The organism is Veillonella parvula (genome assembly GCF_002005185.1).
Lineage (GTDB): Bacteria > Bacillota > Negativicutes > Veillonellales > Veillonellaceae > Veillonella > Veillonella parvula_M.
Map to the genome: position 1 here is coordinate 1,121,166 of NZ_CP019721.1, position 13,847 is coordinate 1,135,012.

Here is a 13,847-nt window from a genome sequence, read left to right on the forward strand (position 1 = left end):
ATTTTTTTGAAAAAATTTTTCCCTATAAACGCAGAAATTAACTGTGTTTATAGATTAGAAATAAGAAAAAATATATTAAATTTCAATATTTTTTTACAAGGTACCTTGCGTTCCGAGGTACCTTATGTTATTATATATTTGTCAGTACATGATAGTGACCGTAAGAGAACTTTCACATTGGCAGGCAAGCACAGCCTAAAAGGGAGGAACTATGCAAGTTCAATTAAAAAAAGGTGTTATGGACATGCTGGTGCTAGCATTATTAACACAAAATGATCGCTACGGATACGAAATCGTAAGCACCATTTCAGAATATATTGAAATATCTGAAGGAACGATATATCCATTGTTTAACAGACTGAAAAAAGAAAAGTATGTTGAAACGTATTTAAAGGAGTCTTCTACAGGCCCATCACGGAAATACTATCATATCACGAACGAAGGCCGTGCAGCATATAACAAGATGCGTCAAGAATGGGATGATTTTTCTGTTGTTATCAATATGCTGTTGAAAGGAGTCGATAATAATGAACAAAAATAGCTTTTTGGATGCATTGCGTAATATATTTAAAAAAGCGCGTGTTGCAGATGTGGAGAGTATTATAGAGGTTTATGAAGAGCATTTTGCGGTAGGTTATGAAAAGGGGCTTACCGATAGTGAGATCATTAAATCCTTAGGGACTCCAGAGGAAATATATGCATCCTACGTAGATGCAGGTATCATTACAGACACAATGAATCAAGATGGTAGTGAAAGTAAATCCGTTAATATGCAGGAAATTTATGCACGATTTGATGATTATAAAGAGCGTCTTTTACCTCAATTACCGGGGATGGCTAAAAAAGCATCTAAGACTTTGCTCTCTATTGGAAGTGCCTTATCCTATATTGTAGGTGCTCTTATATTCATTATTACACCGGCTATCTTGTTCTTACTAGGTAGCTCATGGCAACCATTTGAGAATGTTACTGCATTTCCAGTATTGTCCATTGTAACTTTAGTGGCACTTGGTGGTGTAGGTTTATTTGGTGGACTTACATGCGTCTTTGTTGGTACAGAGCTTCGCGGTGTGCGTGAACGTTACTTCCGCAATGTAGATTAAGGAGGTCCTATGAGACGAATTATAATAACAGCGATTTTAACCGTAATTTGTGCTGTTGGGGCATGTACATCTTTTGCCGTTAATGATTTACCTAATTTCGGTGAATGGATGAAAACGAATGAACAACAGTTTAGAAAACCACATAGACATGATGGTCCTAATCAGTATATGGATAAACATATGATGGATGGAAATAATCATATGATGCCTCAAGATGGCATGGGACCAAATAATGGTCAGCATATGCACTCAAATGGTCAAATGCCTCCGCAAGGTCAAATGCCTATGCAAGGCCAACCACCTCAACAACCTAATGGCAATGCACCACAACAACAAACTGATCAAGGTGCACCACAAACTACACAAAACTAACGATACTTTATGAGTCCATTTCTCTCATAAGATATAGAGAACGTGGTCATGAAAGTGCATTCATGGCCACCATAGAGTCACACACTCTATGTGATACATTCGTATCAGAATCTCTCTCTTACACACAATAACTACACACAAACAAAAAGAGCTCCTCAGTGAAGGAGCTCTTTTTGTGTATATTTTATTTGATGTGTTTAGAACCGCGTTCTGTCATAGCTATGCCATCTTTACAAAGAGGGCATTCTTCAGGTTTGTAAGTTGGAACTTTAAGATTAAGTAATGCTTGTACCTTTTCGTGAGGAACACCGAATTCTGCTTTGCCACCAGAACGGTTAACAAGAAGGCCTACACCTACGATTTCACCACCGGATTGGTTTACAACATTTACTACTTCTTGTACAGAACCACCAGTAGTTACGATGTCTTCAACGATAAGTACCCTTGTGCCTGGCTCGATTTTAAAGCCACGACGCAATGTCATAACGCCTTTTTCGCGTTCTGTGAAGATAGCACGAGTGCCAAGCGCTTTACCTACTTCATGAGCAAGTAAGATGCCGCCAGTCATAGGTCCAATAACAAGTTCCACATTTTGATCGCGGAAGCGTTCAGCTAATTCTTTACAAAGTTTTTCAGTATATTTAGGATGTTGCAATACGTTGAATTTTTCAACGTACATTGGGCTGTGGAGACCAGATGTCAAAAGGAAGTGACCTTCTAAAATAGCTTGAGTGTCGATAAGTAATTGTTTTACTTCTTGTTCTGTCATCATTTGGATACCTTCTCCATTTCTTCAATAATTAAACGAACCGCTTCACGAGGGTTTTCGGCTTGTGTAATAGGTCGACCGATAACAAGGCGAGATGCTCCATCTTGTAGTGCACTAGCTGGTGTAGCAACCCGTTTTTGGTCGTCTGTTGTTGCAAAGGAAGGGCGAATACCAGGGGTAACGATGAGGAAGTCATCGCCACATGCTTCACGAATCATTTTGGCTTCTAATGCGGAACATACAACACCATCCATACCACAGTCTTTAGCGAGTTTTGCAAGGCGAATGACTTGGTCGGAAATTGGTAGCTGACCACCAATAGCAGTCCAAGATTCATCGTCAAAGCTAGTTAATGCGGTGATGGCTAATAATTTTGGGCGTTCTACGCCTAGTTCTTTGCCACTCTCACGAGCTGCCTCAACAGCAGCTTTCATCATGACAGGACCACCTTGACCATGTAAAGTAATTAAACTAGCGCCGAGACGTGTTAAGGAAGCTACGCCATGGGCTACGGTATTTGGAATGTCGTGCAATTTCAAATCAAGAAATACTTGTTTGTTTTGCTCCTGTAAAAAACGAATTGTTTTTGCTCCTTCGGCGTAGAATAGCTCCATGCCGACCTTGTAAAAGCTAACCGAATCACCGAGGGATAATACGATTTCTTTCACTGCATCCATCGTGGATACGTCAAGAGCAACGATTAATCTGTCATCTGCCATGTTGCAACCTCCATACTACATACATATCTAAATAATTTTCACATACTGAGGGTCTATCTGTCAATTAAAATTGGTATGAATGAGGTGATTATTGCTCACCTTTGAACAGTAGATTATAGTCTATTTCATGCTATAATAAGTAGAGTAAATGAATATAATTCTTATATATAGATTTTGAAAGGAGTCCTATGTTAGATTTTGTTGCATTAGACTTTGAAACAGCAAATAAATTTAAAAATAGTGCGTGCTCCTTGGCGGTTATTACCGTAAAGGACGGACAAATTACCAAAAAAGCATATAGCCTCATCAAGCCTCCGTTTATGAGTTTTGATGATGAATGTATTGAAATTCATGGTATCCAACCGAAGGATGTTCTTCATGAAAAGACCTTTGATCAGTTGTGGAATGCCATTTATGAAAACCATTTAAAAGGTAATATTATGGTGGCTCACAATGCGAAATTCGATATGAACGTATTGCGTGCTACTTTAGATTATTATAAAATCCCTTGGCCAGAACTAGATTATGCATGTACAGTTAAACTTTCACGTGCGGTATGGCCTGATTTGGTTAATCATAAGTTGAATACAATGGCCGCATATATTGGAGTTGAGTTTAAACATCACTATGCACTGGATGATGCAGAGACTTGTGCAAAGGTTGTATTAGAAGCTGCTAAGTTGAAAGGCGTTAATAGTTTACCAGATTTATTAAAGGCTACAGGTGTACCATTAGAACCATTCATTGATGATAAAAATCGCTCTGCTCAAGATGCATTACATAAAGAGCCAGAACCAGAGCAAATGTCGTTCTTTTAGTAAGGAGAGGTACTATGTTGGGTAAAGAATTATTAGCTTATGTAGATCATACATTATTGCGTCCTACAGCTACATGGGATGATATTAAAGAAGTTTGTGAGGATGGTATAAGGTATAAAACCGCATCTGTTTGTATTCCTCCAGATTTTGTAGCATCTGCCCATGAAGCATATCCAGAACTTAACATATGTACCGTTATCGGCTTCCCTTTAGGATATGAAACAACAGAGGTAAAGGTGGCAGAAACGAAACAGGCTATTGAAGAGGGCGCTTCTGAAATTGATATGGTTATTAATCTTGGAGATGTAAAGCAAGGTGATTTTGAAGCGGTAACTAGCGAAATTGAGGCGCTTAAGAAGGCTTGTGGTGATAAAATTTTAAAAGTTATTATCGAAACTTGTTATCTTACAGATTCTGAAAAGGTGGCGCTTTGTAAATGTATTACAAATGGTGGCGCAGACTATATTAAAACATCTACTGGATTTGGTAGCGGCGGTGCAAGCCTTGAAGATATTAGACTCTTTAAAAAGCATATTGGTCCTAATGTACAGATTAAGGCTGCAGGTGGTATTCGCTCTATTACGGATATGAAAGCCTATATTGCAGAAGGTTGTAGCCGAATTGGAGCCAGTGCAGCTGTAGAGTTACTAAAGAATCACTTGAACGAAGAAGTATAATAGAAAACCACCTAGGCTATGCTTAGGTGGTTTCTTAGAATGGCGGTGTAACTATGCGTATGTATGATATTATTCTGAAGAAAAGGGCGAACTTGCCGTTAACAGATGAGGAAATCCGCTTTGTCATAGATGGTTATGTAAAGGGGGAAATCCCTGATTACCAAGTGAGTGCGCTCTTGATGACCATAGTTTTTAATGGTATGAATGCTCGCGAACTAGGAACTTTGACCTTGGCTATGGCTCAATCAGGTAATATGGTAGACTTGTCAAATATTGATGGGATTACCGTAGATAAACATAGTACAGGCGGCGTGGGAGATAAGACAACACTTATTATTGCACCTCTCGTAGCCGCTTCTGGCGGCAAGGTGGCTAAGATGTCTGGACGTGGACTTGGTCATACAGGTGGCACTATTGATAAGATGGAATCTATTCCAAATTTAAAGGTATCTTTAGAGCAAGATGCTTTTATCAATCAAGTTAATAAAATTGGTCTTGCTGTTATTGGTCAGTCGGAAGGGCTTGCACCTGCTGATAAAAAGCTATATGCTTTGCGCGATGTGACGGGAACTGTTGATAGTATCCCTCTTATTGCATCCTCTGTTATGAGCAAAAAATTGGCTTCTGGTGCTCAAGCAATTTTGTTAGATGTAAAGGTTGGCAGTGGTGCCTTTATGAAAAACATAGAGGATGCTCGTGAATTGGCTAAAGCAATGGTAGATATTGGAAAGGAAAATGGCCGTTCAGTTAAGGCTATTTTGACGGATATGGATCGACCGCTAGGCCATGCTATTGGAAATGCGTTGGAGATTCGCGAGGTTATTGATACGTTGAAAGGTCATGGTCCAGAAGATTTAACGCATGAATGTATTATCATGGCTGCCCACATGCTCGTATTGAGTCATATATGCGACTATGAAACGGCTCTCAGTCGTGTGCAAGAGGCACTCGACTCTGGTGCCGCATTAGAACGATTGCGTATGATGATTGATGCTCAAGATGGCGACAGCCGAGTTATTGATGATGAAAGCCTATTAGCCATTGGCAAATTCACCTATGATGTTACAGCGCCTCAAGACGGTTATATTACCCATATGAATACAGAACAATGCGGGATTGCATCCGTTATGCTTGGAGCCGGTCGCACTGTTAAGGATGGTCCTATCGATTATAGTGCGGGCATCTTGATGCACAAGAAAACAGGCGACTCAGTTACAGTAGGTGAATGTATAGCTACCTTGTATGCTTCTGATGAGAGCTTGCTTTCTAATGCTGCAAAGACATATTTAGAGGCGATTACCTTTGGCGAAACTGCACCAATCATGGCGGATACGATTCTTGATATAGTGGAATGAGGAGATCCATATGATAGAAAAGGAAACTCATATGACAGAACAGGAAATTCAAAACCTTATAGATCGCGCCATCGTTGCTCGTGAGAAAACTTATAGTCCGTATTCCCATTTTGGCGTAGGTGCAGCTATTCTCTGTGAGGATGGGACTATTTATGAAGGGTGTAACATAGAAAATGCTTCTTATGGCTTAACGAACTGTGCAGAACGAACCGCTATATTTAAAGCTGTATCAGAAGGGCATACAAATTTTAAGGCTCTTGCCGTAGTTGCTGATACGGAAGGGCCTTGTGCACCATGTGGTGCTTGTCGTCAGGTAATGGGAGAGTTTAACATTCCTATTATCATTATGAGAAACATGAAGGGCAATATAAAAGTAGTATCTATTGAAGCGTTATTACCATTTAGTTTTTCATCTAACGATGTAATTGATAGATAGTACCTTCAGCATTGGAATATTCCAAAGACAAATTATCTGAATTTATTGTATCTGGAAGATAATCGTCACCATAAACGAGTAGATATATTTTTTTATTTGTTGGTAAGTCATTTATAGATATAAACGGCATGACATCTTTAGCGTTCCAAGAAATAGTAGTTGGATCAGGGGCTACTTCATTGGGGCCGAGTAATTGATATACTTCATGACCGCTATAGTAAGTAGGTGAAACGCGATATCTACCACTACCTTGTACAAGAATGGAGTCATCACTAATAGACTGGCTAATAAATTGGCTAATACTAGGTGTTGAGGCTTTCTTCATTTGTGGTACTGCTACTGCAAATGTAAGCACTATATAAGCAATACCCATAACGAATGCCGTTTTATAAATTAAGTTGATACGTTTGTAGCACATAACAGCTATTAATATAGTTAACGGTGTTAAAGCAGGAAAACTATAGGTGGAGTACTTAGTTGCCATACAAGTGAAAAATAGGATAACTATACCAGCCCAGACAGCTAAAAAGCTATGGAATGGAATATTGGTAAACCAATTCTTGCGATTACTATAAATTGACTTCGGTAATATAATGGACCAAGGTAATAATGCTATGATTGTTATAGGAATGTAATAGTACCAAACATTGAATCTTGGATGCTCAGACACTGTAGCACGAAGCCAATTATGGACACCTAGAAAGACATTGATAAAGTCATTTCCATGGGTGATATACATATAATAATACCAACTACCACCGAGGCTTAGAAATAGTAACAGTCCAGGTATAATCTGTAGACTAAATAATTCTCGAATATCTCGTCTGATTGCAAGGTAAACTAATATGATGAGACCTGGCAATAGGAATCCAATTGGACCTTTAGTCAATACGGCAAAAGCAGATGCTATATAGGCTAATAGATAGTAACGTTTATAACCTCGTTGACCTGTTTTATGATGTATGTATCCTATGTAAAAGCTCATTAAGGTAGCATTAAAGTATAGTCCTAGGGTCATATCTGTTATAAGAGATTTTGCGATAATCCAATATTCTGCTGACACGGATACGATAATGGCGCTCACAAGAGCAATAACGTGGTTTGTTTGTGCTTTTACAAAGCGATAGATTAGAAAAATATTGCAGAGAGCTAAAAGGCTAGAAAAGAATCTAGCGCCAAAGTTTGTAATGCCAAATAGTTTGAAACCAACAATGAGTTCCCAATAATAAAATATAGGCTTATCATACCAATAATGACCAAAAATTTGTGGAGATAAATAGTTTTTGGTTAGAAGCATTTCTTTTGCGGTTAGCGCATAATTAGACTCTGCAGGATCCGTAATACTAAGATATGCATTTCCAATAAAATAAATGATGGCAGAGAAGATAAGGACTATCAAAATATGATAGTTCTTATTTTTTAAGACATACTTCATAGCCTTAACCTTTCATGCTAAATTGTTTACTCAATGGTTGGTTTGCTTTTTTTATAAGATATAGGCTTAGTTTTGTATTTATGAGTAATCGGAAAATATTATATTTAGGGTGATTTAATAGCGTATCAATCTTAGAAGATAAATAGTTTTGATAGACTTTAAATAACAAATATGTGATGAGGATACCCATGATAACGTCTAGAGGATAATGATGACCAACAAAGACTTTCGCAAAACCTGTTAAAATGGTTCCACTTAGTAGAATAGAACCTAGTCTCTTATAAACTGCTAAAATTGGTAATGAAATAGCAGTCATTGCCATAGCATGGGTGCTAGGAAAACTAGAATCAGCTACATGAGGAATAAGTAGATTTACTGTGTGTGTGACGAATGGTCTTGGTTCTTGCACTATGAAACCAATGATACTATGAGCTATCATGGTAATACCAAGAAATGCGATAGTATGTATGCAGGTTTTTATAAGTCTTTTATCTTTAAAATAGAGGCCTAATCCAGATAAGAGTATCAGTAATAAAGCAAAGACTATTGAAAGGTATTTTACAATGTATATCATACTTGTATCTAGCCACGTATATGTACCTGCTAGGCTGTTGATAAGTTGAAAGATTTCGTAATTCATATATATCTCCTTTTTATTTGATGACTTTCTTGTATGAATACATCATAAAGGAGAAATATTACGAAAATATAACGATGAAATTACATCTTCTAAAAGATTGATTTCTATATCATGACAGATAAGATATAGGTTTGTATAATAGTTAAAAAGGAGGTATCTATGCTTTTTAACTGGTTTAATAGCTTAGGCGTACGGCGAAAGATGATAATTAGTAATTTATTAATTATTATCATACCTTTTATTGTTTTACTTACCGCCTTATCTATAGTATGGGGGGTTATTCGTTATACTAATCCTGTAAATCATCGTCAGTGGATGATGCTAGCGCCTAGTACAATTCAGTCTCAAGTATTTCAATTGGGGTTAGAACAAATAAATAAGAAACTTTCAAAAGAGTCTACATCAATAAGTGATATTTTGGATAGTAGTGCTGTTTTAGAAGCACAAGGCTTAGATATAGTCATTCTCAAAGATAATAAAATAGTTTATGCTACGCCAGATATAGAGCCTAATATAATGTTATCGAACGTTAAAAATATGATAAATGGCTTAGAGTCTAATCATTATTTGAACTGGGAAGGCAACCAATTTACCTATGTGAATTCCTATGATATGGGACTTACAGTGTATGGTGCTGGTAGAATCCCATTTATGACTAAAAGTATGGGGCCAGAATCAACGGATAAGAAAATGGTGGAAGGCGCTTTTGGTATAGGTATTTTAATGATAATAGCTATTATCATTGGTATAGGCCTATATATATCCAATCGATTAGGTGAGTATATTTTGAGACCTGTCATAGATTTGAAGCAAGCTGCTGATGATCTCAAAAATGGGATAGTGCCAAAAAGAATTGCTGTAAGAAATCACGATGAATTAGGGGTTACTTGTGAGGCATTTAATAATATGCAGGAATCATTGCTTAAAGCCCGTCAAGAGCAAGACCTTTATGAAGAGCGTAGGCGCGAAATGATAGCAGGGGTTTGTCATGATATTTCAACACCACTTACATCGGTAAAGGGGTATGCTAGTGGTATTATTGAAGGTATTGCAAATACAGAAGAGAAGCAAGCACGCTATGTGCAGCGGATTTATGATATGGCGGGGCGTATTGAACATTTAGTTAATATGCTATCGGACTTTTCGCAACTAGAGTTAAAACAAATTCACTACAATCGAGATACATATGCATTAGATGATTTAATTCGAGAGTATATTAGAGAGCGACATTTAAATAATCATGAACTTATCGTTTTACATGAATCGTATAGTGCCGAAGATAGTTTAATAGTAATTGATCGGATACAGTTTTATCGTGTTTTGGATAATCTTGTATCCAATAGTATAAAGTATAGACGTGGCGAATCTGTATCTATTGATATATCTACAGCTAAGATAGATAATGGCTGTAAACTGACTTTTTCAGATGATGGGAAAGGTGTTCCTACAGAAATGTTAAATCGTTTGTTTGATATTTTTTTCCGTACTGATGAAGCACGTACAGAGGTAGCTAATGGTAATGGCATTGGGCTGGCTATTGTAAAACAAATCGTTGAAGATATGAATGGTTCTATTCATGCTGAACATAATGATAGTGGACCTGGACTATCCATTGTGATGGAGTTTCCTTTGGATAAGGAGTAAAAGTATGGGAAAAGTTTTAATTATTGAAGATGATATGGGTATCTATGAGTTAGAGCGAGATTATTTAGAAATCGAAGGCTATGAAGTAGACATTCAAACTAATGGCGTTGATGGGTTAAAGGCAGCCCTTGATTATGAATATGACTTAATTATTCTTGACATTATGATTCCTAAAAAGGATGGATTCTCTGTGTGTCGAGATATTCGTAAGGAAAAAGAAATACCTATTATTATGGTCAGTGCTAAACGTGAAGATATTGATAAAATTCGGGGGCTAGGACTTGGTGCTGATGATTATATGATTAAACCTTTTAGTCCGGCAGAGCTTGTAGCACGTGTTAAATCACACATTCAGCGTTATAATCGCATCCGTAATAGTCTAAGCCCTACAGTTGTGTTGGACGCAAAAATTACTGCAGGTAGCTTAGAGATATTGCTTGATTCTCATCAAGTTTTTTTAGGTGGTACTGAGGTGAATTTGACTCCACGTGAATATGACATTTTAGTTCTTCTTGCATCTAGCCCTAATCGTGTATTTACAAAAGAAGAAGTATTTGAAAGTATCTGGGGGATAGACTCTTTAGGAGAAACTTCAACAATTATGGTTCATATAAATAGATTAAGAGCTAAAATTGATAAACAATTCCAAAATGAAGAGTATATTGATACTGTTTGGGGTGTAGGGTATCGTTTCCATAAATGGGATAATTATATAAAACAATAGTATAAAATATTAAATAAAAAAGGCGTCTCAATGGAGACACCTTTAAACATAATTTTGACTAGTATATGAAGAAAGCTAGCCGCTGAGGCTAGCTTTTTGATGCTTAGAATGCAGGAACAATAGCACCTTGGTATTTTTCTTGGATGAATTTGATAATTTCAGGACTATGAAGTGCAGCCATCAATTTTTTGATGCGAGGGTCATTTTCATTGCCTTTAAGTACAGTTACGATATTTACGTAAGGGGAATCGTTATTTTCAATTGCCAATGCATCTTTGCCAGGGTTAAGACCTGCGTTTAATGCAAAGTTAGTGTTGATAGCGGCTAAGGCTACATCGTCAAGGGAACGAGGTACTTGTGCTGCTTCTAATTCTACGAATTGATATTCGTTAGGGTTCGCAGTAATATCTTGCACTGTAGATAAGATGTTTGTAGAGTCTTTTAATGTAATTAGACCTTGTTTTTGTAATAACAATAATGCACGGCCACCGTTTGTAGGGTCATTAGGAATAGCGATTTTAGCGCCTTTTGGAAGATCTTTCAAATCTTTGATTTTACGGGAGTATAAACCCATTGGCTCAAGATGAACACCACCGGCAGATACTAAGTCAAGTTTGTGAGCTTTTGCGAATTCCTCCATGTAAGGTACGTGTTGGAAGAAGTTGGCATCAATCTCTTTGTCCCCTAAAGCCAAGTTAGGTGTGTTGTAATCAGTAAATTCTGTGATTTTTAATTCGATACCATCTTTTGCTAAGATTGGTTTAACTTGTTCCAAAATTTCTGCGTGAGGTACTGCTGTTGCCCCAATTTTTAATACTTGTTTGCCATCGCTAGCAGCTTGTTTGTTGTCGTTACCACAGCCTGCGATTAATAAAGCGCCGCCAAGGATGACAGTAGCTGCTAATGCTAAAAATTTTCTCATTAGACACACTCCTTATACAATAATTACATATAAAATATTAAATCTATAGTACTAAATAATTTCCTATCTATCAAGAAGGAATTATTATAGGTTCTCCATAACTAAAAACTATGGAGAACCTATAATATAAGTATGTTCATTTTTTAAATTAATTTGCCCATGATAAGTCCAATCGCCCACATTAGTTGATAAATCATAGCGGCTCCAGCGGTAGTACCCATAGCCTTATCTAATTGGAACTCATCTGTATTGGTAGATAATGTATGAATTGTTTTGAAAGCTAGTGGTGCTGCAAGGAACGCTAATAAGGCGAACCATGTCATATGGCCTACTATAATCCAAGCAATGATCCAAATAAAATTGAAAATATATGAGATACTCATTAAGCTGAGTGCTCTTTCACGACCAAGCACGATTGGCAACGTGTGACGTCCATGGCTTTCATCATTACGAATATCTCGGATATTATTCGTCAACATGATGGAACCAACTAGCAATGTAGATGGAATTGCAGGAATTAACAGGGCTAAGGATAATTCTCGTATCCAGGCATAGCCTGTAATGAGTACGATAGCAAAACCCATGGCGATACCAGAGGAAATTTCCCCAAATGGTGTTCGAGAAATTGGTTTTGGACCGCCAGAGTAAAGGAAACTAATTAGAATACATAAGAAGCCTACCGGGATGTAGTACCAAGTTATAGTAGCAGATAAATAAAGACCAATAATAATGGGTACAAACATGAGTACTTTAATCATCGTTATAATGAGCTCTGGTGTTATAACGCCACGTGTGATAGAACCAGCATTACCTACCTTTTGACCAGCATCGAGTCCAGATTTAAAGTCTTTATATTCATTCCATAAATTAGCTACAATTTGGGCTGTTACAACAGCTAAAAATATGAGCATTGTATGGAAAATGGCAAGACCTGTACCCTGAGCAGCACCAAATGCATAATAACTAAAGGCGGCACCTAAAATGGTAGGCCCCAATGTAGCAGCTAATGTGCGAGGCCTAGTGAGGGGAATTAATTCTTGTATCATGTTAAAAGCACACCGAGTGTGCACTCCTTTCCATTTCTCATACATATATCATCTTTACATGTCTATTTATGTATTGTATAGCAGAAAGGTAAGCTTGTAAATTATACTATACAGTTATATATGTCGATATAGTATAATAATTAATATATGCAGTATAGATTCTCCTTTAAACTCTTAATATATACTGCACAGATTATCTAACAATCTATACATAGTGTATTGTTAAAAAGGTGAGGTGTCTTATGAGAACTCTCAATAAAAAGTTGATGACATTGGCTTGTGCCACCTGTTTAACTGTGGGTATGGGGGCAGTGGCATGTGCTGATACGGTAGATTTAGGTTATGGTATGTACGGCACAACTTCCCCAACTGTGAAAGCTGTAGAAGTTATGCATATTTCTACTGATACAAGATTGCGTAATCAAGAACAAGATAAATTTCTTAAAGTAGCAAATAAATCTGCTGTTGATACTATTAATAATGTTGTGAAAGCACAGACTGGTGTAGCTGTTGAACCAGTGAAGGGGGACTTTCTTGATGGTTACTCCTTCTATCAATTGCAAGGTACTGATAAACAAGGACATCATATAGGTGGTTTAATTGTTATTAACTATTCTAAAAATGCAATTGATCAAGTTATAGGTATGAATAAGACTATTTTAGAGAAGGGGGCAGATGCGGAAAAAGCCGCATTAAAGCATTCTATCTCTAAATATGTAGAATCTTACTCTAAAGAGACGGCCCAACAACAATTACAAGGCCTGAAGAGCAATACTATTGAAGGTGCTAAATTAGCTAAAGATCTAAAAACGATAAATGATAAGTTACCTTCTCAAATTATAGGTGTCTTTGATAAAATGCTTGCCACAGATAAGAAATCATCTCCTAAAAGTATAGAAGAGATCCGTTCTTATGTAGACTTTATGGCAAAACAAGTAAGCCTAGATGCAACGCATGTGGCCTATAAACCTGTTCAAACACGCTATGGTACAGCTGTGACAGGCGATTTACGCGGTAGTCTAAAATATGATGGCTTTAGAAATACTTATTCCTTAATTGGTTATGCTGTTCCTACAGATAAAGGTGTATCTTTACAGATTTTAATGTCTGATGACTCTAGCTATGATTATTGGGCTAATGAGTTGAATCATATGTATCAAACACAATCTCTCAAGGGAGGTAAATAA

Annotated in this window: 16 protein-coding genes; 10 read left to right on the forward strand and 6 right to left on the reverse strand. The window is 37.1% G+C overall.

Annotated features, from left to right (window positions below; all coding sequences use genetic code 11):
- Positions 1–211 precede the first annotated feature (211 nt).
- From B1A77_RS05160 to B1A77_RS05170, 3 genes are read left to right on the forward strand one after another with little or no spacing between them, the layout of a single operon-like run.
- Positions 212–541, forward strand: a complete 330-nt coding sequence (locus B1A77_RS05160) for a PadR family transcriptional regulator (RefSeq protein WP_077708187.1) — start codon at positions 212–214, stop codon at positions 539–541.
- Positions 528–1,103, forward strand: coding sequence for a DUF1700 domain-containing protein (locus tag B1A77_RS05165; protein WP_008602778.1), 576 nt, complete (start codon positions 528–530; stop codon positions 1,101–1,103). Before B1A77_RS05160 ends, B1A77_RS05165 begins: the two co-directional genes overlap by 14 nt.
- Before the next feature lie 9 nt (positions 1,104–1,112).
- Entirely contained in the window at positions 1,113–1,475 is a 363-nt protein-coding gene (locus B1A77_RS05170; protein WP_077708188.1) for a transcriptional regulator, read from the forward strand.
- A gap of 184 nt (positions 1,476–1,659) precedes the next feature.
- On the opposite strand, the gene pyrE is transcribed toward B1A77_RS05170, so the two are convergent.
- Together pyrE and pyrF are read right to left on the reverse strand one after the other, a co-directional pair.
- Entirely contained in the window at positions 1,660–2,247 is a 588-nt protein-coding gene (gene pyrE / locus B1A77_RS05175; RefSeq protein ID WP_077708189.1) for an orotate phosphoribosyltransferase, read from the reverse strand.
- Positions 2,244–2,963 carry an orotidine-5'-phosphate decarboxylase gene (pyrF, locus tag B1A77_RS05180; RefSeq protein WP_004698328.1) on the reverse strand — a complete coding sequence of 240 codons (720 nt, stop codon included), beginning with the start codon at positions 2,961–2,963 and terminating at the stop codon, positions 2,244–2,246. The genes pyrE and pyrF overlap by 4 nt, the downstream gene beginning before the upstream one ends.
- A gap of 188 nt (positions 2,964–3,151) precedes the next feature.
- On the opposite strand from pyrF, the gene B1A77_RS05185 reads away from it, so the two are divergent.
- Genes B1A77_RS05185 through B1A77_RS05200 form a run of 4 tightly spaced genes read left to right on the forward strand, consistent with a single transcriptional unit; the run spans position 3,152 to position 6,249 of the window.
- Entirely contained in the window at positions 3,152–3,781 is a 630-nt protein-coding gene (locus tag B1A77_RS05185; RefSeq protein WP_008602770.1) for a 3'-5' exonuclease, read from the forward strand.
- A 14-nt stretch (positions 3,782–3,795) separates the two neighbouring features.
- Complete coding sequence (gene deoC / locus B1A77_RS05190) at positions 3,796–4,458, forward strand: deoxyribose-phosphate aldolase (protein ID WP_004698377.1); 663 nt, start codon at positions 3,796–3,798, stop codon at positions 4,456–4,458.
- Between the two features lie 53 nt (positions 4,459–4,511).
- Positions 4,512–5,813 (forward strand): pyrimidine-nucleoside phosphorylase, encoded by a 1,302-nt coding sequence (locus B1A77_RS05195; protein ID WP_021147799.1) that lies wholly within the window; start codon positions 4,512–4,514, stop codon positions 5,811–5,813.
- A 31-nt stretch (positions 5,814–5,844) separates the two neighbouring features.
- Positions 5,845–6,249, forward strand: a complete 405-nt coding sequence (locus tag B1A77_RS05200) for a cytidine deaminase (protein ID WP_077708649.1) — start codon at positions 5,845–5,847, stop codon at positions 6,247–6,249.
- Here the strand turns inward: B1A77_RS05200 and B1A77_RS05205 are convergent.
- The gene (locus tag B1A77_RS05205) at positions 6,227–7,684 is read right to left on the reverse strand and encodes an ArnT family glycosyltransferase (protein ID WP_077708190.1); all 1,458 of its coding nucleotides are present in this window, start codon (positions 7,682–7,684) and stop codon (positions 6,227–6,229) included. The two genes, B1A77_RS05200 and B1A77_RS05205, sit on opposite strands and share 23 nt — an antisense overlap.
- 4 nt (positions 7,685–7,688) lie before the next feature.
- On the reverse strand, positions 7,689–8,324 hold the full coding sequence (locus B1A77_RS05210) for a phosphatase PAP2 family protein (protein WP_021147802.1): 636 nt from the start codon (positions 8,322–8,324) through the stop codon (positions 7,689–7,691).
- Between the two features lie 159 nt (positions 8,325–8,483).
- On the opposite strand from B1A77_RS05210, the gene B1A77_RS05215 reads away from it, so the two are divergent.
- Complete coding sequence (locus B1A77_RS05215) at positions 8,484–9,968, forward strand: HAMP domain-containing sensor histidine kinase (RefSeq protein WP_021147803.1); 1,485 nt, start codon at positions 8,484–8,486, stop codon at positions 9,966–9,968.
- Positions 9,969–9,972: 4 nt separating this feature from the next.
- Positions 9,973–10,692, forward strand: coding sequence for a response regulator transcription factor (locus tag B1A77_RS05220; RefSeq protein WP_021147804.1), 720 nt, complete (start codon positions 9,973–9,975; stop codon positions 10,690–10,692).
- Between the two features lie 103 nt (positions 10,693–10,795).
- Here the strand turns inward: B1A77_RS05220 and B1A77_RS05225 are convergent, their stop codons facing one another.
- Positions 10,796–11,614 (reverse strand): MetQ/NlpA family ABC transporter substrate-binding protein, encoded by an 819-nt coding sequence (locus tag B1A77_RS05225; RefSeq protein WP_004698373.1) that lies wholly within the window; start codon positions 11,612–11,614, stop codon positions 10,796–10,798.
- Between the two features lie 143 nt (positions 11,615–11,757).
- A complete protein-coding gene (gene menA / locus B1A77_RS05230) occupies positions 11,758–12,660 on the reverse strand; it encodes a 1,4-dihydroxy-2-naphthoate octaprenyltransferase (RefSeq protein ID WP_021147805.1) in 903 nt (300 codons plus the stop codon).
- Positions 12,661–12,902: 242 nt separating this feature from the next.
- Here menA and B1A77_RS05235 point away from each other — a divergent pair, with 242 nt between their 5' ends.
- Positions 12,903–13,847: a hypothetical protein gene (locus B1A77_RS05235; RefSeq protein WP_021147806.1), complete on the forward strand. Its 945-nt coding sequence runs from the start codon at positions 12,903–12,905 to the stop codon at positions 13,845–13,847.

Excerpts from the sequence above, each read along its gene's own strand:
- B1A77_RS05160 (WP_077708187.1), top strand. The coding sequence starts at position 212 with ATGCAAGTTCAATTAAAAAAAGGTGTTATGGACATGCTGGTGCTAGCA.
- B1A77_RS05165 (WP_008602778.1), top strand. The coding sequence starts at position 528 with ATGAACAAAAATAGCTTTTTGGATGCATTGCGTAATATATTTAAAAAA.
- B1A77_RS05170 (WP_077708188.1), top strand. The coding sequence starts at position 1,113 with ATGAGACGAATTATAATAACAGCGATTTTAACCGTAATTTGTGCTGTT.
- pyrE (WP_077708189.1), bottom strand. The coding sequence starts at position 2,247 with ATGATGACAGAACAAGAAGTAAAACAATTACTTATCGACACTCAAGCT.
- pyrF (WP_004698328.1), bottom strand. The coding sequence starts at position 2,963 with ATGGCAGATGACAGATTAATCGTTGCTCTTGACGTATCCACGATGGAT.
- B1A77_RS05185 (WP_008602770.1), top strand. The coding sequence starts at position 3,152 with ATGTTAGATTTTGTTGCATTAGACTTTGAAACAGCAAATAAATTTAAA.
- deoC (WP_004698377.1), top strand. The coding sequence starts at position 3,796 with ATGTTGGGTAAAGAATTATTAGCTTATGTAGATCATACATTATTGCGT.
- B1A77_RS05195 (WP_021147799.1), top strand. The coding sequence starts at position 4,512 with ATGCGTATGTATGATATTATTCTGAAGAAAAGGGCGAACTTGCCGTTA.
- B1A77_RS05200 (WP_077708649.1), top strand. The coding sequence starts at position 5,845 with ATGACAGAACAGGAAATTCAAAACCTTATAGATCGCGCCATCGTTGCT.
- B1A77_RS05205 (WP_077708190.1), bottom strand. The coding sequence starts at position 7,684 with ATGAAGTATGTCTTAAAAAATAAGAACTATCATATTTTGATAGTCCTT.
- B1A77_RS05210 (WP_021147802.1), bottom strand. The coding sequence starts at position 8,324 with ATGAATTACGAAATCTTTCAACTTATCAACAGCCTAGCAGGTACATAT.
- B1A77_RS05215 (WP_021147803.1), top strand. The coding sequence starts at position 8,484 with ATGCTTTTTAACTGGTTTAATAGCTTAGGCGTACGGCGAAAGATGATA.
- B1A77_RS05220 (WP_021147804.1), top strand. The coding sequence starts at position 9,973 with ATGGGAAAAGTTTTAATTATTGAAGATGATATGGGTATCTATGAGTTA.
- B1A77_RS05225 (WP_004698373.1), bottom strand. The coding sequence starts at position 11,614 with ATGAGAAAATTTTTAGCATTAGCAGCTACTGTCATCCTTGGCGGCGCT.
- menA (WP_021147805.1), bottom strand. The coding sequence starts at position 12,660 with ATGATACAAGAATTAATTCCCCTCACTAGGCCTCGCACATTAGCTGCT.
- B1A77_RS05235 (WP_021147806.1), top strand. The coding sequence starts at position 12,903 with ATGAGAACTCTCAATAAAAAGTTGATGACATTGGCTTGTGCCACCTGT.